The 17,783-nt window shown below is 72.3% G+C and carries 16 protein-coding genes and 1 pseudogene; 12 read left to right on the top strand and 5 right to left on the bottom strand.

Annotated features, from left to right (window positions below):
• Nucleotides 1–61 precede the first annotated feature (61 nt).
• A complete protein-coding gene (locus tag ABT122_RS25390; protein WP_351556619.1) occupies nucleotides 62–1,036 on the top strand; it encodes an acyl-ACP desaturase in 975 nt (324 codons plus the stop codon).
• Nucleotides 1,037–1,284: 248 nt separating this feature from the next.
• Complete coding sequence (locus ABT122_RS33670) at nucleotides 1,285–1,695, top strand: hypothetical protein (RefSeq protein WP_502976203.1); 411 nt, start codon at nucleotides 1,285–1,287, stop codon at nucleotides 1,693–1,695.
• Nucleotides 1,696–1,817: 122 nt separating this feature from the next.
• On the opposite strand, the pseudogene ABT122_RS33665 reads toward ABT122_RS33670, so the two are convergent.
• A pseudogene (locus ABT122_RS33665) lies at nucleotides 1,818–1,994 on the bottom strand (short-chain dehydrogenase); the annotation flags it as partial.
• Here ABT122_RS33665 and ABT122_RS33660 point away from each other — a divergent pair.
• The 5 genes from ABT122_RS33660 to ABT122_RS25365 all read left to right on the top strand — a co-directional run bounded on the left by ABT122_RS33660 (nucleotide 1,963) and on the right by ABT122_RS25365 (nucleotide 5,367).
• Entirely contained in the window at nucleotides 1,963–2,445 is a 483-nt protein-coding gene (locus ABT122_RS33660) for a hypothetical protein (RefSeq protein WP_502976202.1), read from the top strand. The pseudogene ABT122_RS33665 and the gene ABT122_RS33660 sit on opposite strands and share 32 nt — an antisense overlap.
• Before the next feature lie 102 nt (nucleotides 2,446–2,547).
• Nucleotides 2,548–2,844 carry a DUF6317 family protein gene (locus tag ABT122_RS25380; protein WP_351556616.1) on the top strand — a complete coding sequence of 99 codons (297 nt, stop codon included), beginning with the start codon at nucleotides 2,548–2,550 and terminating at the stop codon, nucleotides 2,842–2,844.
• Nucleotides 2,837–4,060, top strand: a complete 1,224-nt coding sequence (locus ABT122_RS25375) for a hypothetical protein (protein WP_351556613.1) — start codon at nucleotides 2,837–2,839, stop codon at nucleotides 4,058–4,060. Before ABT122_RS25380 ends, ABT122_RS25375 begins: the two co-directional genes overlap by 8 nt.
• Before the next feature lie 278 nt (nucleotides 4,061–4,338).
• Entirely contained in the window at nucleotides 4,339–4,755 is a 417-nt protein-coding gene (locus ABT122_RS25370) for a hypothetical protein (protein ID WP_351556610.1), read from the top strand.
• An 81-nt stretch (nucleotides 4,756–4,836) separates the two neighbouring features.
• Entirely contained in the window at nucleotides 4,837–5,367 is a 531-nt protein-coding gene (locus ABT122_RS25365; protein WP_351556607.1) for a hypothetical protein, read from the top strand.
• Between the two features lie 6 nt (nucleotides 5,368–5,373).
• Here the strand turns inward: ABT122_RS25365 and ABT122_RS25360 are convergent, their stop codons facing one another.
• From ABT122_RS25360 to ABT122_RS25350, 3 genes are all read right to left on the bottom strand, one after another.
• Entirely contained in the window at nucleotides 5,374–5,625 is a 252-nt protein-coding gene (locus ABT122_RS25360; RefSeq protein WP_351556604.1) for a WhiB family transcriptional regulator, read from the bottom strand.
• A gap of 93 nt (nucleotides 5,626–5,718) precedes the next feature.
• Nucleotides 5,719–6,501 (bottom strand): VOC family protein, encoded by a 783-nt coding sequence (locus tag ABT122_RS25355; protein ID WP_351556601.1) that lies wholly within the window; start codon nucleotides 6,499–6,501, stop codon nucleotides 5,719–5,721.
• A 45-nt stretch (nucleotides 6,502–6,546) separates the two neighbouring features.
• Nucleotides 6,547–7,578, bottom strand: coding sequence for a multicopper oxidase domain-containing protein (locus tag ABT122_RS25350; RefSeq protein WP_351556656.1), 1,032 nt, complete (start codon nucleotides 7,576–7,578; stop codon nucleotides 6,547–6,549).
• A gap of 275 nt (nucleotides 7,579–7,853) precedes the next feature.
• On the opposite strand from ABT122_RS25350, the gene ABT122_RS25345 reads away from it, so the two are divergent.
• Nucleotides 7,854–10,292 carry a ThuA domain-containing protein gene (locus tag ABT122_RS25345; protein ID WP_502976201.1) on the top strand — a complete coding sequence of 813 codons (2,439 nt, stop codon included), beginning with the start codon at nucleotides 7,854–7,856 and terminating at the stop codon, nucleotides 10,290–10,292.
• 140 nt (nucleotides 10,293–10,432) lie between these two features.
• A complete protein-coding gene (locus ABT122_RS25340; RefSeq protein WP_351556654.1) occupies nucleotides 10,433–12,634 on the top strand; it encodes an OmpL47-type beta-barrel domain-containing protein in 2,202 nt (733 codons plus the stop codon).
• 45 nt (nucleotides 12,635–12,679) lie between these two features.
• Here the strand turns inward: ABT122_RS25340 and ligD are convergent, their stop codons facing one another.
• Nucleotides 12,680–13,690 (bottom strand): non-homologous end-joining DNA ligase, encoded by a 1,011-nt coding sequence (gene ligD / locus ABT122_RS25335; RefSeq protein WP_351556595.1) that lies wholly within the window; start codon nucleotides 13,688–13,690, stop codon nucleotides 12,680–12,682.
• 52 nt (nucleotides 13,691–13,742) lie between these two features.
• Here ligD and ABT122_RS25330 point away from each other — a divergent pair, with 52 nt between their 5' ends.
• The 3 genes from ABT122_RS25330 (at nucleotide 13,743) to ABT122_RS25320 (ending at nucleotide 17,702) form a co-directional block, all read left to right on the top strand.
• A complete protein-coding gene (locus ABT122_RS25330; protein ID WP_351556592.1) occupies nucleotides 13,743–14,813 on the top strand; it encodes an ATP-dependent DNA ligase in 1,071 nt (356 codons plus the stop codon).
• Between the two features lie 463 nt (nucleotides 14,814–15,276).
• The gene (locus ABT122_RS25325) at nucleotides 15,277–15,540 is read left to right on the top strand and encodes a hypothetical protein (RefSeq protein WP_351556589.1); all 264 of its coding nucleotides are present in this window, start codon (nucleotides 15,277–15,279) and stop codon (nucleotides 15,538–15,540) included.
• 113 nt (nucleotides 15,541–15,653) lie between these two features.
• A complete protein-coding gene (locus tag ABT122_RS25320) occupies nucleotides 15,654–17,702 on the top strand; it encodes an MDR family MFS transporter (protein ID WP_351556586.1) in 2,049 nt (682 codons plus the stop codon).
• Nucleotides 17,703–17,783 lie beyond the last annotated feature (81 nt).

Raw genomic sequence — 17,783 nt, 5'->3', positions numbered from 1 at the left:
TTAACCTACGGTTTCGTAACCTACGAATCCGTAGGTAACTCTCCCGTCCCCAGGAGCATCCGTGACCATCACCTCTCCCCACCTGGGCAGCTCGGACGCGTGGACCGACGCCCGGCTGCTCCACGCCCTGGAGGAGGTCGTGGAGAAGGAACTCAACCGGCATCTGAAGGTCGCCAAGGACTGGATGCCCCACGAGTACGTCCCGTTCAGCGACGGACGCAACTTCCCCGGCCTCTTCGAGGACGGGCAGGCCTGGGAGCAGGAGCAGTCCAAGGTCACCGACATAGGCCGTATCGCCCTCGTCGTCAATCTGCTGACCGAGGACAATCTGCCCAGCTACCACCATGAGATCGCGTCCCTCTTCGGCCGTGACGGCGCCTGGGGCACCTGGGTGCACCGCTGGACCGCCGAGGAGGGCCGGCACGGCATCGTGATGCGCGACTACCTGCTGACCTCGCGCGCCGTCGACCCGGACAAGCTGGAGCAGTTCCGGATGTCGCACATGTCGGAGGGGTTCGAGTCCGACAACCGGCACTCGATGCTGCACTCGGTGGCGTACGTCGCCTTCCAGGAGCTGGCCACCCGCGTCTCGCACCGCAACACCGGCCACCAGTCGGGCGACCCCGTCTGCGACCGGATGCTGGCCCGGATCGCGACCGACGAGAATCTGCACATGGTCTTCTACCGCAACCTGCTGGGCGCGGCCTTCGAGATCGCCCCCGATCTCACCATGCGGTCCGTGCGCGATGTCGTCGTCGACTTCCGCATGCCCGGCCACGGCATCCCCGGCTTCGAGCGGGCCGCCGCGCAGATGGCGATCGGCGAGATCTACAACATGCGCATCCACCACGACGACGTCCTCGCCCCGGTGCTGCGCTTCCTGAAGGTCCTGGAGATCGACGGCCTCGGCCCCGACGGTCTCCAGGCCCAGGAGGAGCTGGGGCTGTACATGAACGGCCTCGACGCCGAGGCGGCCAAGTTCGACGAGAAGCTGGCGGCCCGCAAGGCCCGCATGGCGGCCCGGGCGGCGGGCTGACCCCGCCTTCTCGCCAGCCGGTCTCCCGGTAGTCCTTCAGCACCACCCCGGCGACCGGGGAACCGGCCTCGCCCCGCACGATCGGATCGTGGATCGGGGCCGCGCCGTCGACGACATCGAGCGGGGCACGGGTCCCGGCCGCCGCGATCCACGCCCTGCGCGGCGCCGGGTTCTCATCGGTGATCCAGCCGGTGTCCACACCGCACATGCAGACCCCCTGGGCGGCGAGCCGCGCCGCGCTCGTGCGCGTGAGCATATTGAGCGCGGCCTTCGCCATAGGGGTGTGCGGATGGCGGTCGGTCTTGTTGCGCACCGCGAAGAGGCCCTCGACCGCCGACAACATTGACGATGCAGCGGCGCGGGCGGTCCGCGCCGCCGGCAGCAGCGGGAGCAGCGGGAGCAGCCGGTCGGCGAGCAGGGCCGGCGCGAGGGCGTTGACGAGCTGCGCCTCCAGCACCTCGGCGGGGTCGAGCGAGCCGAGCGTCGCGGTCCAGGAGTTCTCCGGGGACGGATCGGGCAGCAGCCCGGCCTCGTCCGGCTCGGGCTCCGGCTCCAGCTCCAGCTCCAGCTCCAGCTCCAGCGCCGTCTCGCTCTCGCTCTCGCGCAGAACGGGGTCGAGCGCCCGGTCGGCGCGGTCGGCGGCGGCCATCGGGGTGTAGCCGGGCGCGGCGAGCACACCGGGCGGGAGCGCACCGCGCTCACCGGCCGCCGGCCGGGCACAGGAGGCGGCCGGACGGCGGATCGTCTGCGCCGCGTTGCTGACGAGGATGTCCAGCGGCCGGCCCGCCGCGCGCAGCCGCTCGCACACCCCGATCACCTGCCGGGGATCACGCAGACCGACGGCGACGACGGTGAGCCGGTCCAGCCGGCGCTCGCTGCCCGGGACCGCCCGGAAACGCGCGAGGGTGTCCTGCGGGAAGCGGCTGGTGACCAGGGTCTCGGCGCCGTCCCTCAGCATCATCAGGGCGAGCCGGAAGCCGATCTTCACCCGCCCGCCGGTGAGCAGGACCCGGCGGCCCGTCAGATCCGTCGACAGCCCTCGGCGCGCGGTGTTGTCGGAGGCGCAGGCCGGGCAGAGCAGATGGCAGAAGCCGTCCGTGTGCCGGTACAGCTCCTTGCGGACAGAGCAGCGGCGGGGGCGCGCGAGGACACCGGGTGTCCCGGCCCCGGCGGGCAGCGGCGCGTCCTCCCGGCGGTCGAGCCCGCCGGTGGCGGTGCCCGCCACCACCCCGGCGTCCGCGTCCCGGCGCAGGCGCCGCAGCTCCCTGCGCCGTCTGTTGCGGCTCTCCCGCGCGAAGGACGAGGCCACCTCCTCGCCCAGCCGCCTGGACGGTCCGCTCGAAAGCGGCCAGTTCGTCGGTGGTGATCTGATGATCCATGGTGCTCCGCCCCCGGGTTTCTCCCGGTGATCCTCATAACCGATGGTCCGGGAGGGCATCCGGATAAACCACCACTCGTCCGGGTGACGCCGGTTGCGGCTCCGGGCTGATGATCTGTCAGGGTGTGCTGCCATGGATCTCCAGGTGGACACCGAGGAACTGGGGCGCCTCGCGCGCGCCCTGGAGCGGTCGCTGTCATCGCTGGCCGAGGCGCGCTCCGCGCTCCGGCGGGCGCGGACGGACCAGTTGGGCACCGGCCGTCTCGACCGGGCCTGCGACGGCTTCCAGGAGCGCTGGGCCCACGGAGCGGAGCGGTTACGGGACCGGATCGCGTCGATCGACGACGGGGTGCGGCTCAGCCACCGCGGCTACGCCGAGGTCGACACGGCCGTCGAGGACTCCTTCCGCCCGGCGCCCGGCCATGGCTGACCACCCCCACCTGGGCTGGGACCCGGCCCCCGGCAGCCCGCCCGCCATCGCGGCGCTGCGCACCTCGCTCACCGCCTCCGCGACGGCCCTCGCCACCGCCCACCGCCTGGTGACCCGCCTCCTCACCGAGACGTCCTCCTGGCGGGGCGAGGCCGCCGAGGCCTTCCGCGCCGCCCTCGACGGCGACCTCCCCCGCCGCCTCGACCACGCCCACCGCTCCCTCGCCCGGGCGGCCCGCGAACTCTCCCGCTGGCACGACGACCTGCTCGCCTTCCAGTCCACGGCCCGCGCGTACGACACCCGCGCCCGGCGTGCCCAGCAGTCCCTCACCCGCGCCCGCACCCACGAACACCACCTCCGCTCCACCCCCACCACCCCGGAAGCCGACCTCCGCACCGCCTCATCCGCCGTGGCGGACGCCCTGGCGGAACTGGAGGGGGTGCGGAGGCTGGCGCGCGAACTGGAGGGGGAGCACGAGGCGGCGGCGGGGAGGGTGGCGAAGGGGATGGAGGAGGCGGGGGTGGGGGTGGAAGGGGAGGAGGAGGGGGTGCTGGACAAGGTTCTGACCTGGGTCGACGACAACTTGGGTGACGCCTTGAGCCTGTTGTCGGCCTCCCTGGGGCTCTTCGCCGTCTTCATCGCGGCCCCGGTCGCCGTACCCCTGCTCTTCGCTGCCGCGGGGCTGAGCCTTGCCGCGCTCGTCTCGCACGCTTCCGACCCGGAGCACAGAGCCGCCCTCAGCGGCGGACTCAGGCAGGGCAGGTTCGATGGTCAGTTCTGGTCCAGCGCGGTGACTCTCGGCGGTGACGCCCTGGGGACACTTCCCGGCGTGGGGGCTGTCGCGCACGGAGCCAAGAGCATGGTCAACACGACCCGATCGGGTATCGCGGCCGACGAGGGGGCGTCGGTGAGTCTTCGAAATGGCGTACGGGCCTTCGGGACCGGCTCGTCCGAGGCGATGCACCAGATCAACGAGGCACCGAAGCCGGTACTGGACTGGGTGGTCCGGAGAACCAGCCCTCGCGTGGAAGTGCCCCTGCAGGCGGGCGTCGCGGGCAGTGCCGTGGTAACCGCAGGAGTCGGGCTCACCCCGGCTGAGGACAGTGACGGCGCCAAGACCGCGGCGACCGGCGTTGACGGTGCCCGGATCGCCGCGTCCGACGCACCGAGCGCCGGCCTCAACGCGGCTCGCATCTGGGCCCAGCTGACGAGATAGGACCAAACGACATGCCACCCGCTCCTTCTGCCGAATCCCGGTGCGAGCCTTGTTGGTTCGGCCTGCCACCGGGATTCGTCGACCTCCCCCACGATGACGTGAGCGAGGTGAAGGAGCGCATGAAACATGACGTTCTGGCACTGCCTCTTCCCTCCCACGTCCGTGACCAGTACACGCGCGCAGCCGAATTGCTCAGCGGACTACTCGAAGATCTATGCGGACAAGGAGCCATGCACTTCGCCTTCGGCCTCCACTCAGGAGGAGCTCAGAGGGTCTCCATGTCGGTCCTGACCCTGTCGGAGATCTGCACCAGCCTGATGACAAGCAACCTGGCCGCTGCGCAGTGCGCGATTCATCTCGTACGGAATCCCCTGGGCGCCATTCTCCGGCGCGACCTCGTGGACCTGCCGTGCAAGGCACCAGCGGCACTGGTGACGTGCCTTCTCCCGGTTCCGTCGCTGGAGATCGGTCCCGCGAGAATCCCCGCCCGCAGCGATGGTGTCTTCCAGGCACGGCTGGCGGTCGGGCGCCCCGCCAGTTCACGTGTGATCCTCGTCGACCTCACCACCGCATCGACTGATCTCTCGGAGGAGTACACCGAGATCGTGCTCGGGATCGGCCGTACTCTGCGCTTCACCGACCCCGTCGCACGACCGACTGGGCCACGGCCCAGAAGCCGACTCTCGGAGATGTAACCCGTCATGTGTCGCGGAATGCCCACCAGGGAGCAGCCGGCCTTCGCCCATGCGCCAACGGCAGCGGGGTACCGCCGGCTCGTGGCAGGACGAAGGCTCGGCGTCGCCGCGGCTCTCGGCGTACCGGCCGCGCTCATCTGGGCCGCAGAGCTCACTGCCTTCCCTGACGAAGCGATTCCGCTCCTCGCCGTGGCGCTTCTGGCCAGCCCCTTCCCTCTGCTGGTCTCAGTTCTCGCCCTGATTCACACGCCCAGGACCGCGCGCGTTCTCCAGTGCTACGCGTGGCGGTCCTATCCCTGTCGCTACCCGCAGGGGCGTCAGAGGCGGAGCTTCGCCATCGCCGTCACCGTCGCGCCCGGGAAGGAGATCCTGCTCCGGACCACGCCGTACCGGCGCGGCCTCGGGCGCGGGCGGAGCGATCGGCTGGACACCATCTGGTTCGCGGGCGACCCCGCAGCGGGAGGCGTCCTCTCCCCGGTCGGCGGGGCCCGTCCCGTCAGGGCCCTGCGCACGGCCCTCTGGGAGAGCGGGGCACAGGTACCGCCCGCCGACGCCCAGGCCGAGCGGGCGGGTCTGGCGAGAGAGGGGCGATTCGTGCGGCGCTGGTTCTGAGAAACGTCAGCCGCGCCCCCTCCGCAGCACATCACGCTCCTGCTCCGACATCCCACCCCACACCCCGAACTTCTCGTCATGCCTCAGCGCGTACTCCAGGCACTCCACCCGCCCCTCACAAGCCCCGCACAGCCGCTTCGCCTCCCGTGTCGAGGACCCCGGGGCCGGGAAGAAGAACTCGGGGCCCGTCTGGGCGCACAGGGCCGTCTCCTGCCAGGAGAGGTCGTCGTCGGTGGTGGTCGTGGTGTTGGTCGGCATACCCGACACCCTCCCTCGCACCGATAAACGCCGGATCAATGACCCATCAACACCCTGCTGGAGCGCACCGCGCCCTCCCGCGCCCGCGCACCCTCACCCCTCCCCCTGCATCACCGCGAACCGCGCGCCCCACGGGTCCGACAGCTGGGCGAAGCGGCCCACGCCCTGGAGGTCGACAGGGGGTGTGATGACCGTGGCGCCGGTGGAACCGGCGCGGGTGACGGTGGCGTCGCAGTTCTGGACGGCGAAGTAGGGGAGCCAGTGGGGGGTGGTCCCGGAGGAGGTGGCGGCGAGGGGGACCAGGCCGGCGAACATCGCCTCCGGGGACTCGCCCGCCGGGTGGGTCATGGTGTAGGAGCCGGAGCCGTCGGGGTAGGGGACGGCGGTGGTCTCCCAGCCGAAGACCTCGGTGTAGAAGGCCAGATCGGCGTCCGGGTCCGGGGTGTACAGCTCCAGCCAGCACAGGGCGCCGGGGGCGTTCACCACGTCGAGGCCCTTGGTCAGGGCCGGCTGCCAGATGCCGAAGCCGACGCCCGCGCGGTCCGCGAGGACCGCCATGCGGCCCCGGTCGAAGACATCCATCGGTTCGACGACCACCGTGCCGCCGGCCCGGCGCACCGCTTCCGCCGTGGCGGCGGCGTCGGCCGACTGGAAGTAGATGTTCCAGGCGGGCGGGCCCTGCTCCGGCGGGACGGTCATGCCCGCCGCCGCGGTGCCGCCGTCCAGCGTGAACATTCCGTAGCCGCCCGCCTCCGGCCCGGCGGACGCGAAGGTCCAGCCGAAGATCCCGGCGTAGAAATCGGTCGCGGCCTCCAGATCCGGTGTCCCCAGATCGAGCCAGTTCGGGGAGCCGGTGACATAACGCGTGGTGAGCATGGTGCGCTCCTTCGCGGGGTCCCGTTCGTCTCCCTGTCGAGTCTGCTATCGATGCCCGGGGCCCGCATCCCTGGGGGCCGGGCGCGGCTGTGCGCCGGGCGCGTGCTCCCGGGCGCGGTGCGGCTCGTACCCCGGGATCGTGCCGTCGGGCTTGGCCACCAGGAGGAGCCCGGCCATCCCCATGTCCGAGTGGCTCTGGACATGGCAGTGGTACATCCACGCGCCCGCGCCCGCGTTCTCGCCCGCGATGATCTGGAAGCCGAAGGAGTCCGCCGGGCCGGTGATCTTGTTGTCGATGACCCTGCTGACATCGCCGGGGCCGCTGAGCAGGCCCGTTCTGTTGTCCGCCCAGCGGTGCCCATGGATATGGAACGTGTGGTACAGCTCACCGTGCGTGATCATGATGATCTCGACACGGTCACCGACCGTGACCCGGAAGTCGGGACCCGTGTGGCCGGGCTTGTTGTTGATCGTCATGTCGTTGAAGACGATGGTGCACTGGTGGTCGGGGAGCGGATCGCCCTGGCGGCGGACGACCACCGGACCGTACAGGCCCTTGCGGATGCCGCCCGTGCCGTGGTCCGTGCCCACGACATGGTCGTGGTAGTGCCAGTAGCCGGCGCTCCCGGCGCGCCAGGTGCCGTCCGCGCGGCGGCCGGGGAGGTGGGTGCGCCAGGTGTACGTACGGGTCGCGCCGGGTTCCACATGGCTGCGGCTCATCCGGGTGCCGTCGTTGGCGATGTCGTAGTCGACGCCGTGGACATGCAGGCTGACCGGCACGTCCAGGGTGTTCTCGAACTCGATGTGGAGGGTGTCGCCCTCGGTCAGTTCGATCAGCGGGCCGGGGACGGACGCCTTGCCCTTCTCCAGGCCGTACCCCATCCCGCCGTCGGCGAGCTTCTCCGCGTAGAGCTTCATATGGCGTATCCGGCCGCCCGCCGGGGCGGTCCTCAGGCCGCCGGCGGCGGCGGGAGCGCCCCGCGCCCCGGGGGCGGTGGCGAGCGACAACGATGTCGTCCCCGTCGCCGCCACCGCTCCCCCGGCCAGCAGCCGGCGGCTGAAGCCCCGTCTGTCCATGCCCTGACCACGACCCTCGCCCATGCCGGACTCTCCACTCCGCTCGGGGAGATGACGGGGCTCAGCCCCCGGGAACGGCCATACGGTAGCCGGGCGACCAGCGTTTTTCCACACTCAGGACAAAGTTCGTTCTTTTCCGGCTCCACCTCTTGGCGGAACCGGCGAACAGGTCTAACTTCCAAGGCTGTTGATGTGACCACAGAGGGGTGGGTGACCATATGCACCGCACACCGCGTCGCGGGCCGAGATCCCCGGGACGCCCGGTGGCGGCGGTCCTGGGGGCCGGCGCACTGATCGTCTCGCTGCTCGGCGGGGGTGCGTCCGCGTCCGCGCAGGAGCCGCCGGAGCCGCCGGACCCGAGGAAGACAACGTTGTCCCTGCCCTCGCCGCCCGGCGGGCGCGCCGTGCGGGTGCTGGTCTTCCACGGCTCCGCCGGAGCCGAGTCGCCCACCGTGGACGCCGGGATCGCGGCGATCGAGTCCATCGGTCTGACCGGCCCGGCCGCCGGGCGGTTCGCCACCGTGGCGACCGACGACGCCGCCGTGTTCACCGACGCCCGGCGGCTCGGCCGGTTCAACGCGGTGGTCTTCCTCACCGGGGGCGGCGATGTGCTCGACCCGGAGCAGGAGGCGGGTCTGGAGTCGTACATGGAGGCCGGCGGGGGCTTCCTGGGCATCCATGACGCGGCCAGGACCGAACCGTACTCCGACTGGTTCACCGGGCTGGTCGGCGCCCGGCCGGCCGGGGCCGCGAGCACGGTGCAGCGCGCGGTGGTGGAGGTCGGCGACCGCCGGCACCCGGCCACCGCGTCGCTGCCGCTCCAGTGGAAGCGGCCGGACAAGTGGTTCAACTGGGCGGCCAACCCGTCCGGCGGCGTCCACACGGTCGCCCGGCTGCGGGAGAGTTCGTACACCCCGGCGGCGGGGGCGAACGGCTGGGACCACCCCATCTCCTGGTGCCGCGACTACGACGGCGGGCGCTCGTTCTACACCGGGATGGGCGGCACCGCCGACAGCTTCGCCGAGACCGGCTTCCGCGACCATCTGCGCGGCGCGCTCGCCTGGACCTCCCGGCTCGCGCGGGCCGACTGCAAGGCCACCATCACCTCCCACTACACGGCCGAGCGGGTCACCCGGCCCAACCAGCCGGGGCAGAACGACCAGATCGGCGAGCCGCACGGACTGACCGTCGCCCCCGACGGCACCGTCTTCTCCATCGGGCGCGGCGGCTCGGACGGAAGTGTTCCGGTCGTCACCGACTGGAACAGCCCCGACGTCGGCAGGGGCCGGGGCGAGATCCATGTGTACGACCCGGCCACCCGGGAGGTGACCCTGGCCGGGGCGCTGACCGTCTTCGGCAACAAGGGCGGCGGGGACGAGCTGACCAAGAACGAGGAGGGTCTGCTCGGGATCGAGCTGGACCCGCGCTTCGCCTCCAACGGCTGGGTGTATCTGCATTACACCCCGCACGAGCGGATCGACCGCGAGAAGCGGATCGGCGACCGGCGGGTCTCCCGCTTCACCTGGGACCGCACCACCCGCCGGCTGGACCCCGCCAGCGAGAAGGTGCTGCTCTCCTGGCCGGTGCAGCTCCACAGCTGCTGCCACGCGGGCGGCGGGATGGCCTTCGACTCCCGGGGCAATCTGTACATCGCGACCGGCGACAACAACTCCTCCGGCTTCAGCGGCGGCTACTCGGGCAACAACCCCCTCCCCACCTACCGGGGCACCGCCTTCGCCGACGCCCGCCGCACCTCGGGCAACACCAACAACCTCAACGGGAAGATCCTCCGCGTCCACCCCGAGGACGACGGCACTTACACCCTCCCCGAGGGGAATCTCTTCACCGGCCGGGAGCCCGACGAGGGCGGTGGGAAGACCCGTGGCGAGATCTATGTGATGGGGGTCCGCAACCCCGCCCGGATCTTCGTGGACCGGACGACCGACATCCTGTACGCGGGGTGGGTGGGCCCGGACGCCGGGGCGCCGTCGACGACCTGGGGCCCCGCCAAGTACGACACCTTCGCGGCGATCACCCGGGCGGGCAACCACGGCTGGCCGTTCTGCATGGGCAACAACCAGCCCTACCGTGACCGCAATCTGCCGGACCCGGCCACACCGCTCGGCTGGTACGACTGCTCCGCGCCGAGGAACGAGTCGCCGCACAACGACGGCCTGGTGAAGGTGCCGCCGGTGACGCCGAACACCATCTGGTACGCGCCCCAGGGCGGCGCCCCGGACTTCCCGCGCGACGCGGCCGGCGTGCCCAGCTACCGGGAGTCCGAGCAGAAGCTGCTGCTGCCCTGGCTCAAGGGCGGCGGGCAGGCCACCATGAACGGCCCGGTCTACCGCCACGACGGGTCGAGCACGAGCGCGGTGCGGTGGCCCCCGTACTGGGACGGCAAGTGGTTCGTCGGGGACTTCTACGACGGGGACCAGCCCCGGCACGCGGTGCTGACCGACCCCGCGACGGTGGGCAGGGGCGGTCTCCCGGTGCACGCGGAGTCCCTGAAGAAGATCGTCCCGGTCGGGGCGAACGGCATCCGCAACCTCATGGACTGGAAGTTCGCGCCCGACGGCTCGCTCTACGTCCTGGACTACGGGCGCGGGTTCTTCACCTCCGACTCCCGCTCGGCGCTGTGGCGGATCACCTATCACGGCGGCGGGGCGACCCCGGCCGCCGACGGCCTGGCGCGGAAGGCGGCGGTCCGATGAGCGGCGGTCCGATGAGCGGCGGTCCGATGAGCGGTGGTCCGATGAGTCCCGGCCCGGCGAATCGGGGCCGGGGTCCGGGGAGAGGAGGCCCGGCAGGACACCGTCCGGGGGGAGGCGGCTCCCCGAGAACGGCGGGACGGCTGTGGACGGCCCTGGTGGCCTCGGTGGCGCTGGTCGTGGGCCTGCTGTCGACAGCCGCGCACGGCCGGCCGGAGGGGGCCGCCGGGCGGGCCGGGGCGGGAACGGCGGCGCGGCAGACGCTGACCTGGACCGCCGGTGACCCGATCGACCGCTATCTCTCCTTCCCCGCGACGGCGGTGGAGGGCCGGACCACCATCGTCTTCGAGAACAGCCGGGCGAGCGGCAACACGACCGGGATGCCGCACTCCCTGACCTTCGACGTCTCGGACCCGGAGTACAACAACGACGTACCGCTGAACATCCTCGCCAACCCCGGGGACGACCGGGGCGGCCGGCACACGGCGGAGGTGACGCTCACCCCCGGGCGGTACCGCTTCTCCTGCGCCATCCCCGGCCACGGCACCATGCGGGGCGTCCTCACCGTCACCGAGAGCACCGGCGGCGACACCACACCGCCGGACACCTCGGCGGCCGTCACGGGCGACCGCGACGACCAGGGCGCCTATGTCGGGCAGGCGACGGTGACACTCACCGCGACCGACGAGGGCTCCGGAGTGGAGCGCACCGAGTACGCGCTGGGGGCGGACGGCCCCTGGCAGCCGTACACCGCCCCGGTCGTGGTGAACACCGTCGGCGCGCACACACTGCGCCACCGGGCCACCGACCGGGCCGGGAACACGGGGGCCGGGAAGAGCGAGTCCTTCACGGTGGCCGCGCCGCCGACCGGCGACACCACACCGCCGGACACCTCGGCGACGGTCGCCGGCGACCGCGACGGCCAGGGCCGCTACCGGGACACGGCCACCGTGACCGTGACCGCGTCCGACACCGGCTCGGGCGTCAACACCATCGAGTACGCGCTCGGGGAGGCCGGCGCCTGGCAGCCGTACACCGCCCCGGTCGTGGTGGACTCCCCCGGCGCGCACACGGTCCGCTACCGGGCCACCGACCGGGCGGGCAACGCGGCGGCGGTGAAGTCCGCCTCCTTCACGGTGGTCGCGACCCCCGCGCCGGACCGGGAACCGCCGGTGACGGCGGCCTCGGTGAGCGGACGGCTGAACTCCGACGGCGCCTATGTGACCAGCGCCCGGGTCACGGTCGACGCCACCGACGCGGGCGGCTCGGGGGTGGAGCGGATCGAGTACTCGCTCGACGGCGGCCCGTATCTCGCCTACACCGCACCCGTGCTGATCGACCGGGTGGGCTTCCACTCGGTGCTGCACCGGGCCACGGACCGGGCGGGCAACACCTCGCAGGCGCGGCGGGTCACCCTCACCGTCGCCGAGGGCGGCGGCGTCCCGGCGCCCCACTGCCCCGAGTGGGACGAGCGGCTCACCGTGATCGTGGGCACCGTCGACTCCGGGGTGCCCAACCGGATGACCCGGGGCCGCTGCACGGTCAATGAGCTGATCGAGGACGAGAAGTCCTGGTCCTCGCACGCGCTCTTCCTCAAGCACGTCGACTCGGTGCTGGACGGGCTGCTGGCGGAGGGGGTCGTGGACGCGCGCGAGCACCGGGTGGTGTACCGGGCGGCCCGGCAGTCGGGCATCGGCAGACCGGGCCAGAACACCGGCTACCGCCCGCTGTTCGACGGCTCCCGGGCGTCCTTCGACCGCTGGCAGCACGTGGGCGGCGGCTCGTTCGCCCTCAACGACGACGGGACGATGACCAGCGGCACCACCCGGGCCGGTCTGGGCATGCTGTGGTTCCCCGGGACGCGGTTCGGGGACTTCTCGCTGAAGCTCCAGTGGCGGGACGACGCCCCCGGCGGCTCCCACGCCAACAGCGGGGTCCTCGTCCGCTTCCCCGGGGTGCACGACCACCCGGAGGAGCCGCGCCCCGAGTGGGTCGCCATCACTTTCGGCCACGAGGTGCAGATCCTGGACCGGCCGGACGGCGACCCGTACAAGACGGGCTCGGTCTACGGCTTCGACCGGGTCGGGCTCGGCGGTGCCGGGGTGACGCCGAAGGGCACCTGGAACGAGTACGAGATCCGGGTGGTCGGGCAGTCGTACGAGGTGCTGCGCGACGGCGTGCTGATCAACCGGTTCGAGAACACCGGCGGCCAGGAGTTCGTCCCGCCGCGCGCCGGCGACCCCGGGACCGACGGCCGGCGGTACGCCACCGGGTACATCGGGCTCCAGGTCCACGGCACCACGGATGTGGTCTCGTACCGCAATATCCGGATTCAGGAGCTGTGACCGGGGCGGCGGCCCTCCGTCCGGGGGCCGCCGCCACTCCCGCCGTCACTCCGGGTCGCGCGCGCGGCTGGGCTGGACCCGTTTGGGCTCGCCGGGCATCTTCGGGTACTCCGGCGGATAGGGCAGATCGCCCAGGCCGTGGTCCGCCTCGTCGCGGCGGGCGGTCTCCAGCAGGGTCTCCAGGCTGAAGCGGTGCTCGTCCATGTCGGCGTGGACATCGCCCTCGCGCGCGTAGCGGCCGGGCATGGTCCTGATGTCGAAGTCCTCCGGGCGGGCGTCGTCGATCTCCTCCCAGCGCAGGGGCGCGGAGACCGGGGCGTGCGGCCGGGGGCGGACCGAGTAGGCGGAGGCGATGGTGCGGTCGCGGGCGGTCTGGTTGTAGTCGACGAAGATCCGCTCGCCGCGCTCCTCCTTCCACCACTTGATGGTCACCCGGTCCGGCATCCGCCGCTCCAGCTGCCGTCCGCAGGCGATGGCGGCGCGCCGGACCTGGGTGAAGGTCCAGCGGGGTTCGATGGGGACGAAGACATGGAGACCGCGCCCGCCGGAGGTCTTGGGCCAGCCGCGCAGCCCGGCCTCGTCGAGGACGGCGCGCAGTTCGTGGGCGGCGCGCACGGCGTCCGCGTAGTCGGTGCCGGGCTGGGGGTCGAGGTCGATGCGGAGTTCGTCGGGGTGGTCGGTGTCGTCGCGGCGGACCGGCCAGGGGTGGAAGGTGACGGCGCCCAGATTGGCGGCCCAGATCACGGCGGCGGGTTCGGCGGGGCACATCTCGTCGGCGGACCGGCCGCTGGGGAAGGTGATGTGGGCGGTGGGAATCCAGTCGGGGAGGTGCTTGGGGGCGCGCTTCTGGAAGAAGGACTCGCCGGTCACCCCGTCGGGGTAGCGCTCCAGGGTGGTGGGGCGGTCGCGCAGGGCGCGGGTGATGCCGTCGCCGACGGCGAGGTAGTAGGTGACCATGTCGAGCTTGGTGTATCCGTGCTCGGGAAAGTAGATCTTGTCGGGATGGGACACGCGCACGGTGCGTGTCCCCACGTCCAGCTCCACCGCTCCAGCCATGTCCGTCAGGGTATGCCGTGCCGACATTCACCGCATACCGGACACTGTTCCCATGGATCTGCCGGTGATGCCGCCCGTGAAACCGATGCTCGCCAAGTCCGTGAGGACCATCCCGCCCGGTATGCAGTACGAGGCCAAGTGGGACGGCTTCCGGGCGATCGTGCACCGCGACGGCGACGAGATGGTGCTGGGCTCCCGCACCGGCAAGCCGCTCACCCGCTACTTCCCCGAGCTGGTCGAGGCGCTGGCGGCGAATCTGCCCGCACGGTGCGTGGTGGACGGCGAGATCGTCGTCGCCCATGAGGGGCGCCTCGACTTCGACCGGCTCAGCGAGCGCATCCACCCCGCCGACTCCCGGGTGCGGACCCTCGCCGAGCGGACCCCGGCGAGCTTCATCGCCTTCGACCTGCTGGCGCTGGGCGACCGTGCGCTGCTGGACGCCCCGCTGTCCGAGCGCCGGACCCGGCTCGCCGAGGCACTGCGCCCCGCCGCTCCCCCGGTCCATCTCGCGCCGGCCACCACGGACCGGCAGCTCGCGGCGGAGTGGTTCGACCGGTACGAGGGCGCGGGGCTCGACGGGATCGTCGCCAAGCCGCTCGATCTGCCCTACCGGCCCGACGCGCGGCTGATGTACAAGATCAAGCACGAGCGGACCGCCGATGCCGTGCTCGCCGGCTACCGCTTCCACAGGAGCGGGCCGGTCCTCGGCTCGATGCTGCTGGGGCTGTACGACGGGACGGGCACGCTCCAGCACGTCGGCGTCTGCGCCGCCTTCCCCATGAAGCGGCGGGCGGAGCTGATCGCCGAGCTGGAGCCGCTGCGGATGGACCCTCCGGACGGCCACCCCTGGGCCGCCTGGGCGCGGGAGAGCGCCCACGAGGGGGCCAGGCTGCCGGGCGCGCCGAGCCGCTGGAGCGGGAAGAAGGATCTGTCGTGGGTGGCGCTGCGGCCCGAGCGGGTGGTGGAGGTGGCCTACGACCACATGGAGGGGGACCGATTCCGGCACACCGCCCAGTTCCGCCGCTGGCGCCCCGACCGGGACCCCTCCGGATGCACCTACGCCCAGCTCGCGGAGCCGGTGCGCTACGACCTCGCGGAGGTGCTCTCGGCACCCGGGGGCTGAGAGACGGGCGCCGGCGCCGAAGCCGCCGGGGAATCGGGCGAGTTGATCGATTCGGATGCCCGTGCGGCGTTCGCGTAAGGTGTGTCGCCGGTGCCGCCCGAGACGGAGGGCCGGGCGAGCCGCGCTGTGCGCACCTCTCGTACGACACCGTGGTCCCGGTCGCCTCGACGGGGGCGCGGGCTGCGGGGTTGCCGCGCTGCTCGGGCCCTCCTCGCATCCTCGCGCACGCCCGTGTCCGGCTCCTGTGCGCGCCGCGCGGAGGGGAGTCGGCGGGAGAGGGCACCGCTCACTGCCCGGGGGGTCGCACCGCCGGTGCGCAGTGGGAGATCGAGGGGCGGCCGGCGACGGTTGCCCCACCGGGACATTCCCGCCGCCGAACGCGGACCTCGCTCCGCTAGGTATGGAGGGACAGGGTCCGCCGGGAGCCCGGCGGACCGCTGGAGCAGAAGAGAAGGACTACGCCGTGACCGCCTCGCCCTCACCCCTCGTCCCCGTGCCGATCCCGGACCGGGTGGCCGTGCTGATCGGATCGTGCATGCCCGACCATGTGCTGCGCGCGGAGATCGAGGCGGACAGCGCCGCACGGGAGATCGGCCGCTTCCGGGGCCCGCTGTGCGCCGAGGACCGGGCCGACCGGGAGTACGCGCTCTCCGTGCTGGCCCGGGCGAACAAGGTGCTGGCCGCGCACCACCCCCGGCTGGTGATCGGCCCGTACCAGGGGTGCTGAGGCGCGGGCGGAGCGCCCGGCGCCGTGCCGGGATGTGAGCGCCGTGGGCCGCCGCTACCCCGGGCGGACTCCCCCCGCATGCGGCTGACCTGGGACGGTGTGACGCTGCGAGGGTGACCTCCGGGATTGACACCGCAAGCGGCGCCGCCGCGCCGCCCGTGCTCGACGCGCGGCAGCGGAACATCGTCTTCGGCACGGTTCTGCTCGGGGTGCTGCTGGCCGCGCTGGACCAGACGATCGTCGGGACCGCGCTGCCCACGATCGTCTCGGAGCTGGGCGGCGCCGCGCACATGTCGTGGGTGGTCACCGCGTATCTGCTCACCGAGACCGTCGCCACGGTCCTGGTCGGCAAGTTCGGCGATCTCTTCGGCCGGAAGCTGATCTTCCAGATCTCGGCGGTCATCTTCATCACCGGCTCGTTCCTGTGCGGGCTGTCCACCACGATGGCCGCGCTCATCGGCTGGCGGGGGCTCCAGGGCATCGGCGCGGGCGGGCTGATGGTCACCTCGATGGCGCTGATCGCCGATGTCATCCCGCTGCGCGACCGGGGCAAGTACCAGGGCGCGATCGGCGCGGTCTTCGGTGTCTCCACGGTGGTCGGCCCCCTCATCGGCGGGCTCTTCACCGACCATCTGACCTGGCGCTGGGCGTTCTACGTCAATGTCCCGATCGCCATCGCCGTGGTGGTCGCCGCCGCCCGCACCATGCCGTCCGTGCGCGCGGCGGGCCGCCCGGTCATCGACTACGCGGGCATCGCGCTGGTGACGGCGGGCGCCGGAGCCCTGATCCTCGCGACGAGCTGGGGCGGGAACCAGTACGCCTGGAGCTCACCGGTCGTCCTCGCGCTCTTCGCCGGCGGACTGCTCTCGCTCGTCCTCTTCTGCCTGGTGGAAGTACGGGCCGCCGAGCCCATGCTGCCCATGCGGCTCTTCCGCAATCCGGTCTTCACCGTCTGCTCCGTGCTGAGCTTCGTCGTCGGCTTCGCCATGCTCGGCGCGCTCACCTTTCTGCCCACCTATCTCCAGTACGTGGACGGGGACTCGGCCACCCTCTCCGGGGTGCGCACCCTGCCGATGGTGCTGGGGCTGCTGGTCGCCTCCGTCTGGAGCGGCAACGCGGTCAGCAGAACCGGCCGGTACCGGATCTATCCCATCGTCGGCAGCGTGGTGATGGGCGCGGGCCTGTTCCTGCTCTCGCTGATGGGGCCGGGGACCGGGGCCTGGCTGGAGTCGCTGTACATGGTGGTGCTCGGCGTCGGCATCGGTCTGTCGATGCAGGTGCTGACGATCGCCGTGCAGAACACCGTGGAGTACGCCGATCTCGGCACCGCGACCTCCGGGGTCACCTTCTTCCGGACGCTGGGCAGCGCGTTCGGGGCGGCGGTGTTCGGCACCATCTACGCCAACGCGCTGACCCCGAACCTCACCCGGGCCGTGGCGCGGGCGGCGCGGGAGGTGGGCGCCGACCCGGCGGTGATCGCCCGGCTGGCGCGCAGCCCTCGGGGGCTGCACCACCGGCTGACGGCCGCGCAGCGCGAGCCGATCGTGCAGGCGTACGCGGACACCCTCCAGACGGTCTTCCTCTGGACCGTGCCCGTCGCCGCGCTGGGGCTGCTGGTCGCGCTCTTCCTGAAGGAGGTCCCGCTGCGCGACACGGTCAGGGCCGCCTCCACCGACATGGGCGACGGCTTCTCGTCGCCGACCACCGGGGACTCGGAGAAGCTGCTGGAGGGGGCGGTGGCGAAGATCGTCTCCCGGACCGGGCCCGCGACCGCGCGGCAGGTGGTCACCGGCTCCGACAGCAGGCTGGACATCGCGGGCGCCTGGGCGGTGATGGAGGTGGAGCAGATGACCCGGCTGGTCGGGCACGCGAGCGCGGGGCTGATCGCGGCCCGCCACCGGCTGCCGCCCGAGGTGCTGGTGCCGGTGTTCGCCCGGATGGTGGACGAGGGGTTCCTGAGCCGGGAGGGAAGCTACTTCTCCCACACCGAGGCGGGGCGGCGGGAGGCCGGCGCGATCACCCGCGCCTGGCAGCAGTGGCTCGGCGACCAGCTGGAGCACGACATCGGGCGGCCTCCGGGCCCCCGGCTGCACGCCGCGGCCGACAGCATCGCCAAGCGGCTCCTCGCCGAGGAACTGGAGGAGGGCCTGCCGAGGAAGTGACCACCGGGACCGGGGCCCGGCGGTGCCGGCCGGCGCGGGGGCACGGCGGTGCGGGGCCGGGCCGGTGCCGGGCCCGGCGGA

Origin of the sequence: Streptomyces sp. NPDC001985 (assembly GCF_040296845.1) — a bacterium.
Classification (GTDB): domain Bacteria; phylum Actinomycetota; class Actinomycetes; order Streptomycetales; family Streptomycetaceae; genus Streptomyces.
Note: the sequence above shows the minus strand (reverse complement) of the source record. Positions and strands in the feature narration are given on the sequence as shown.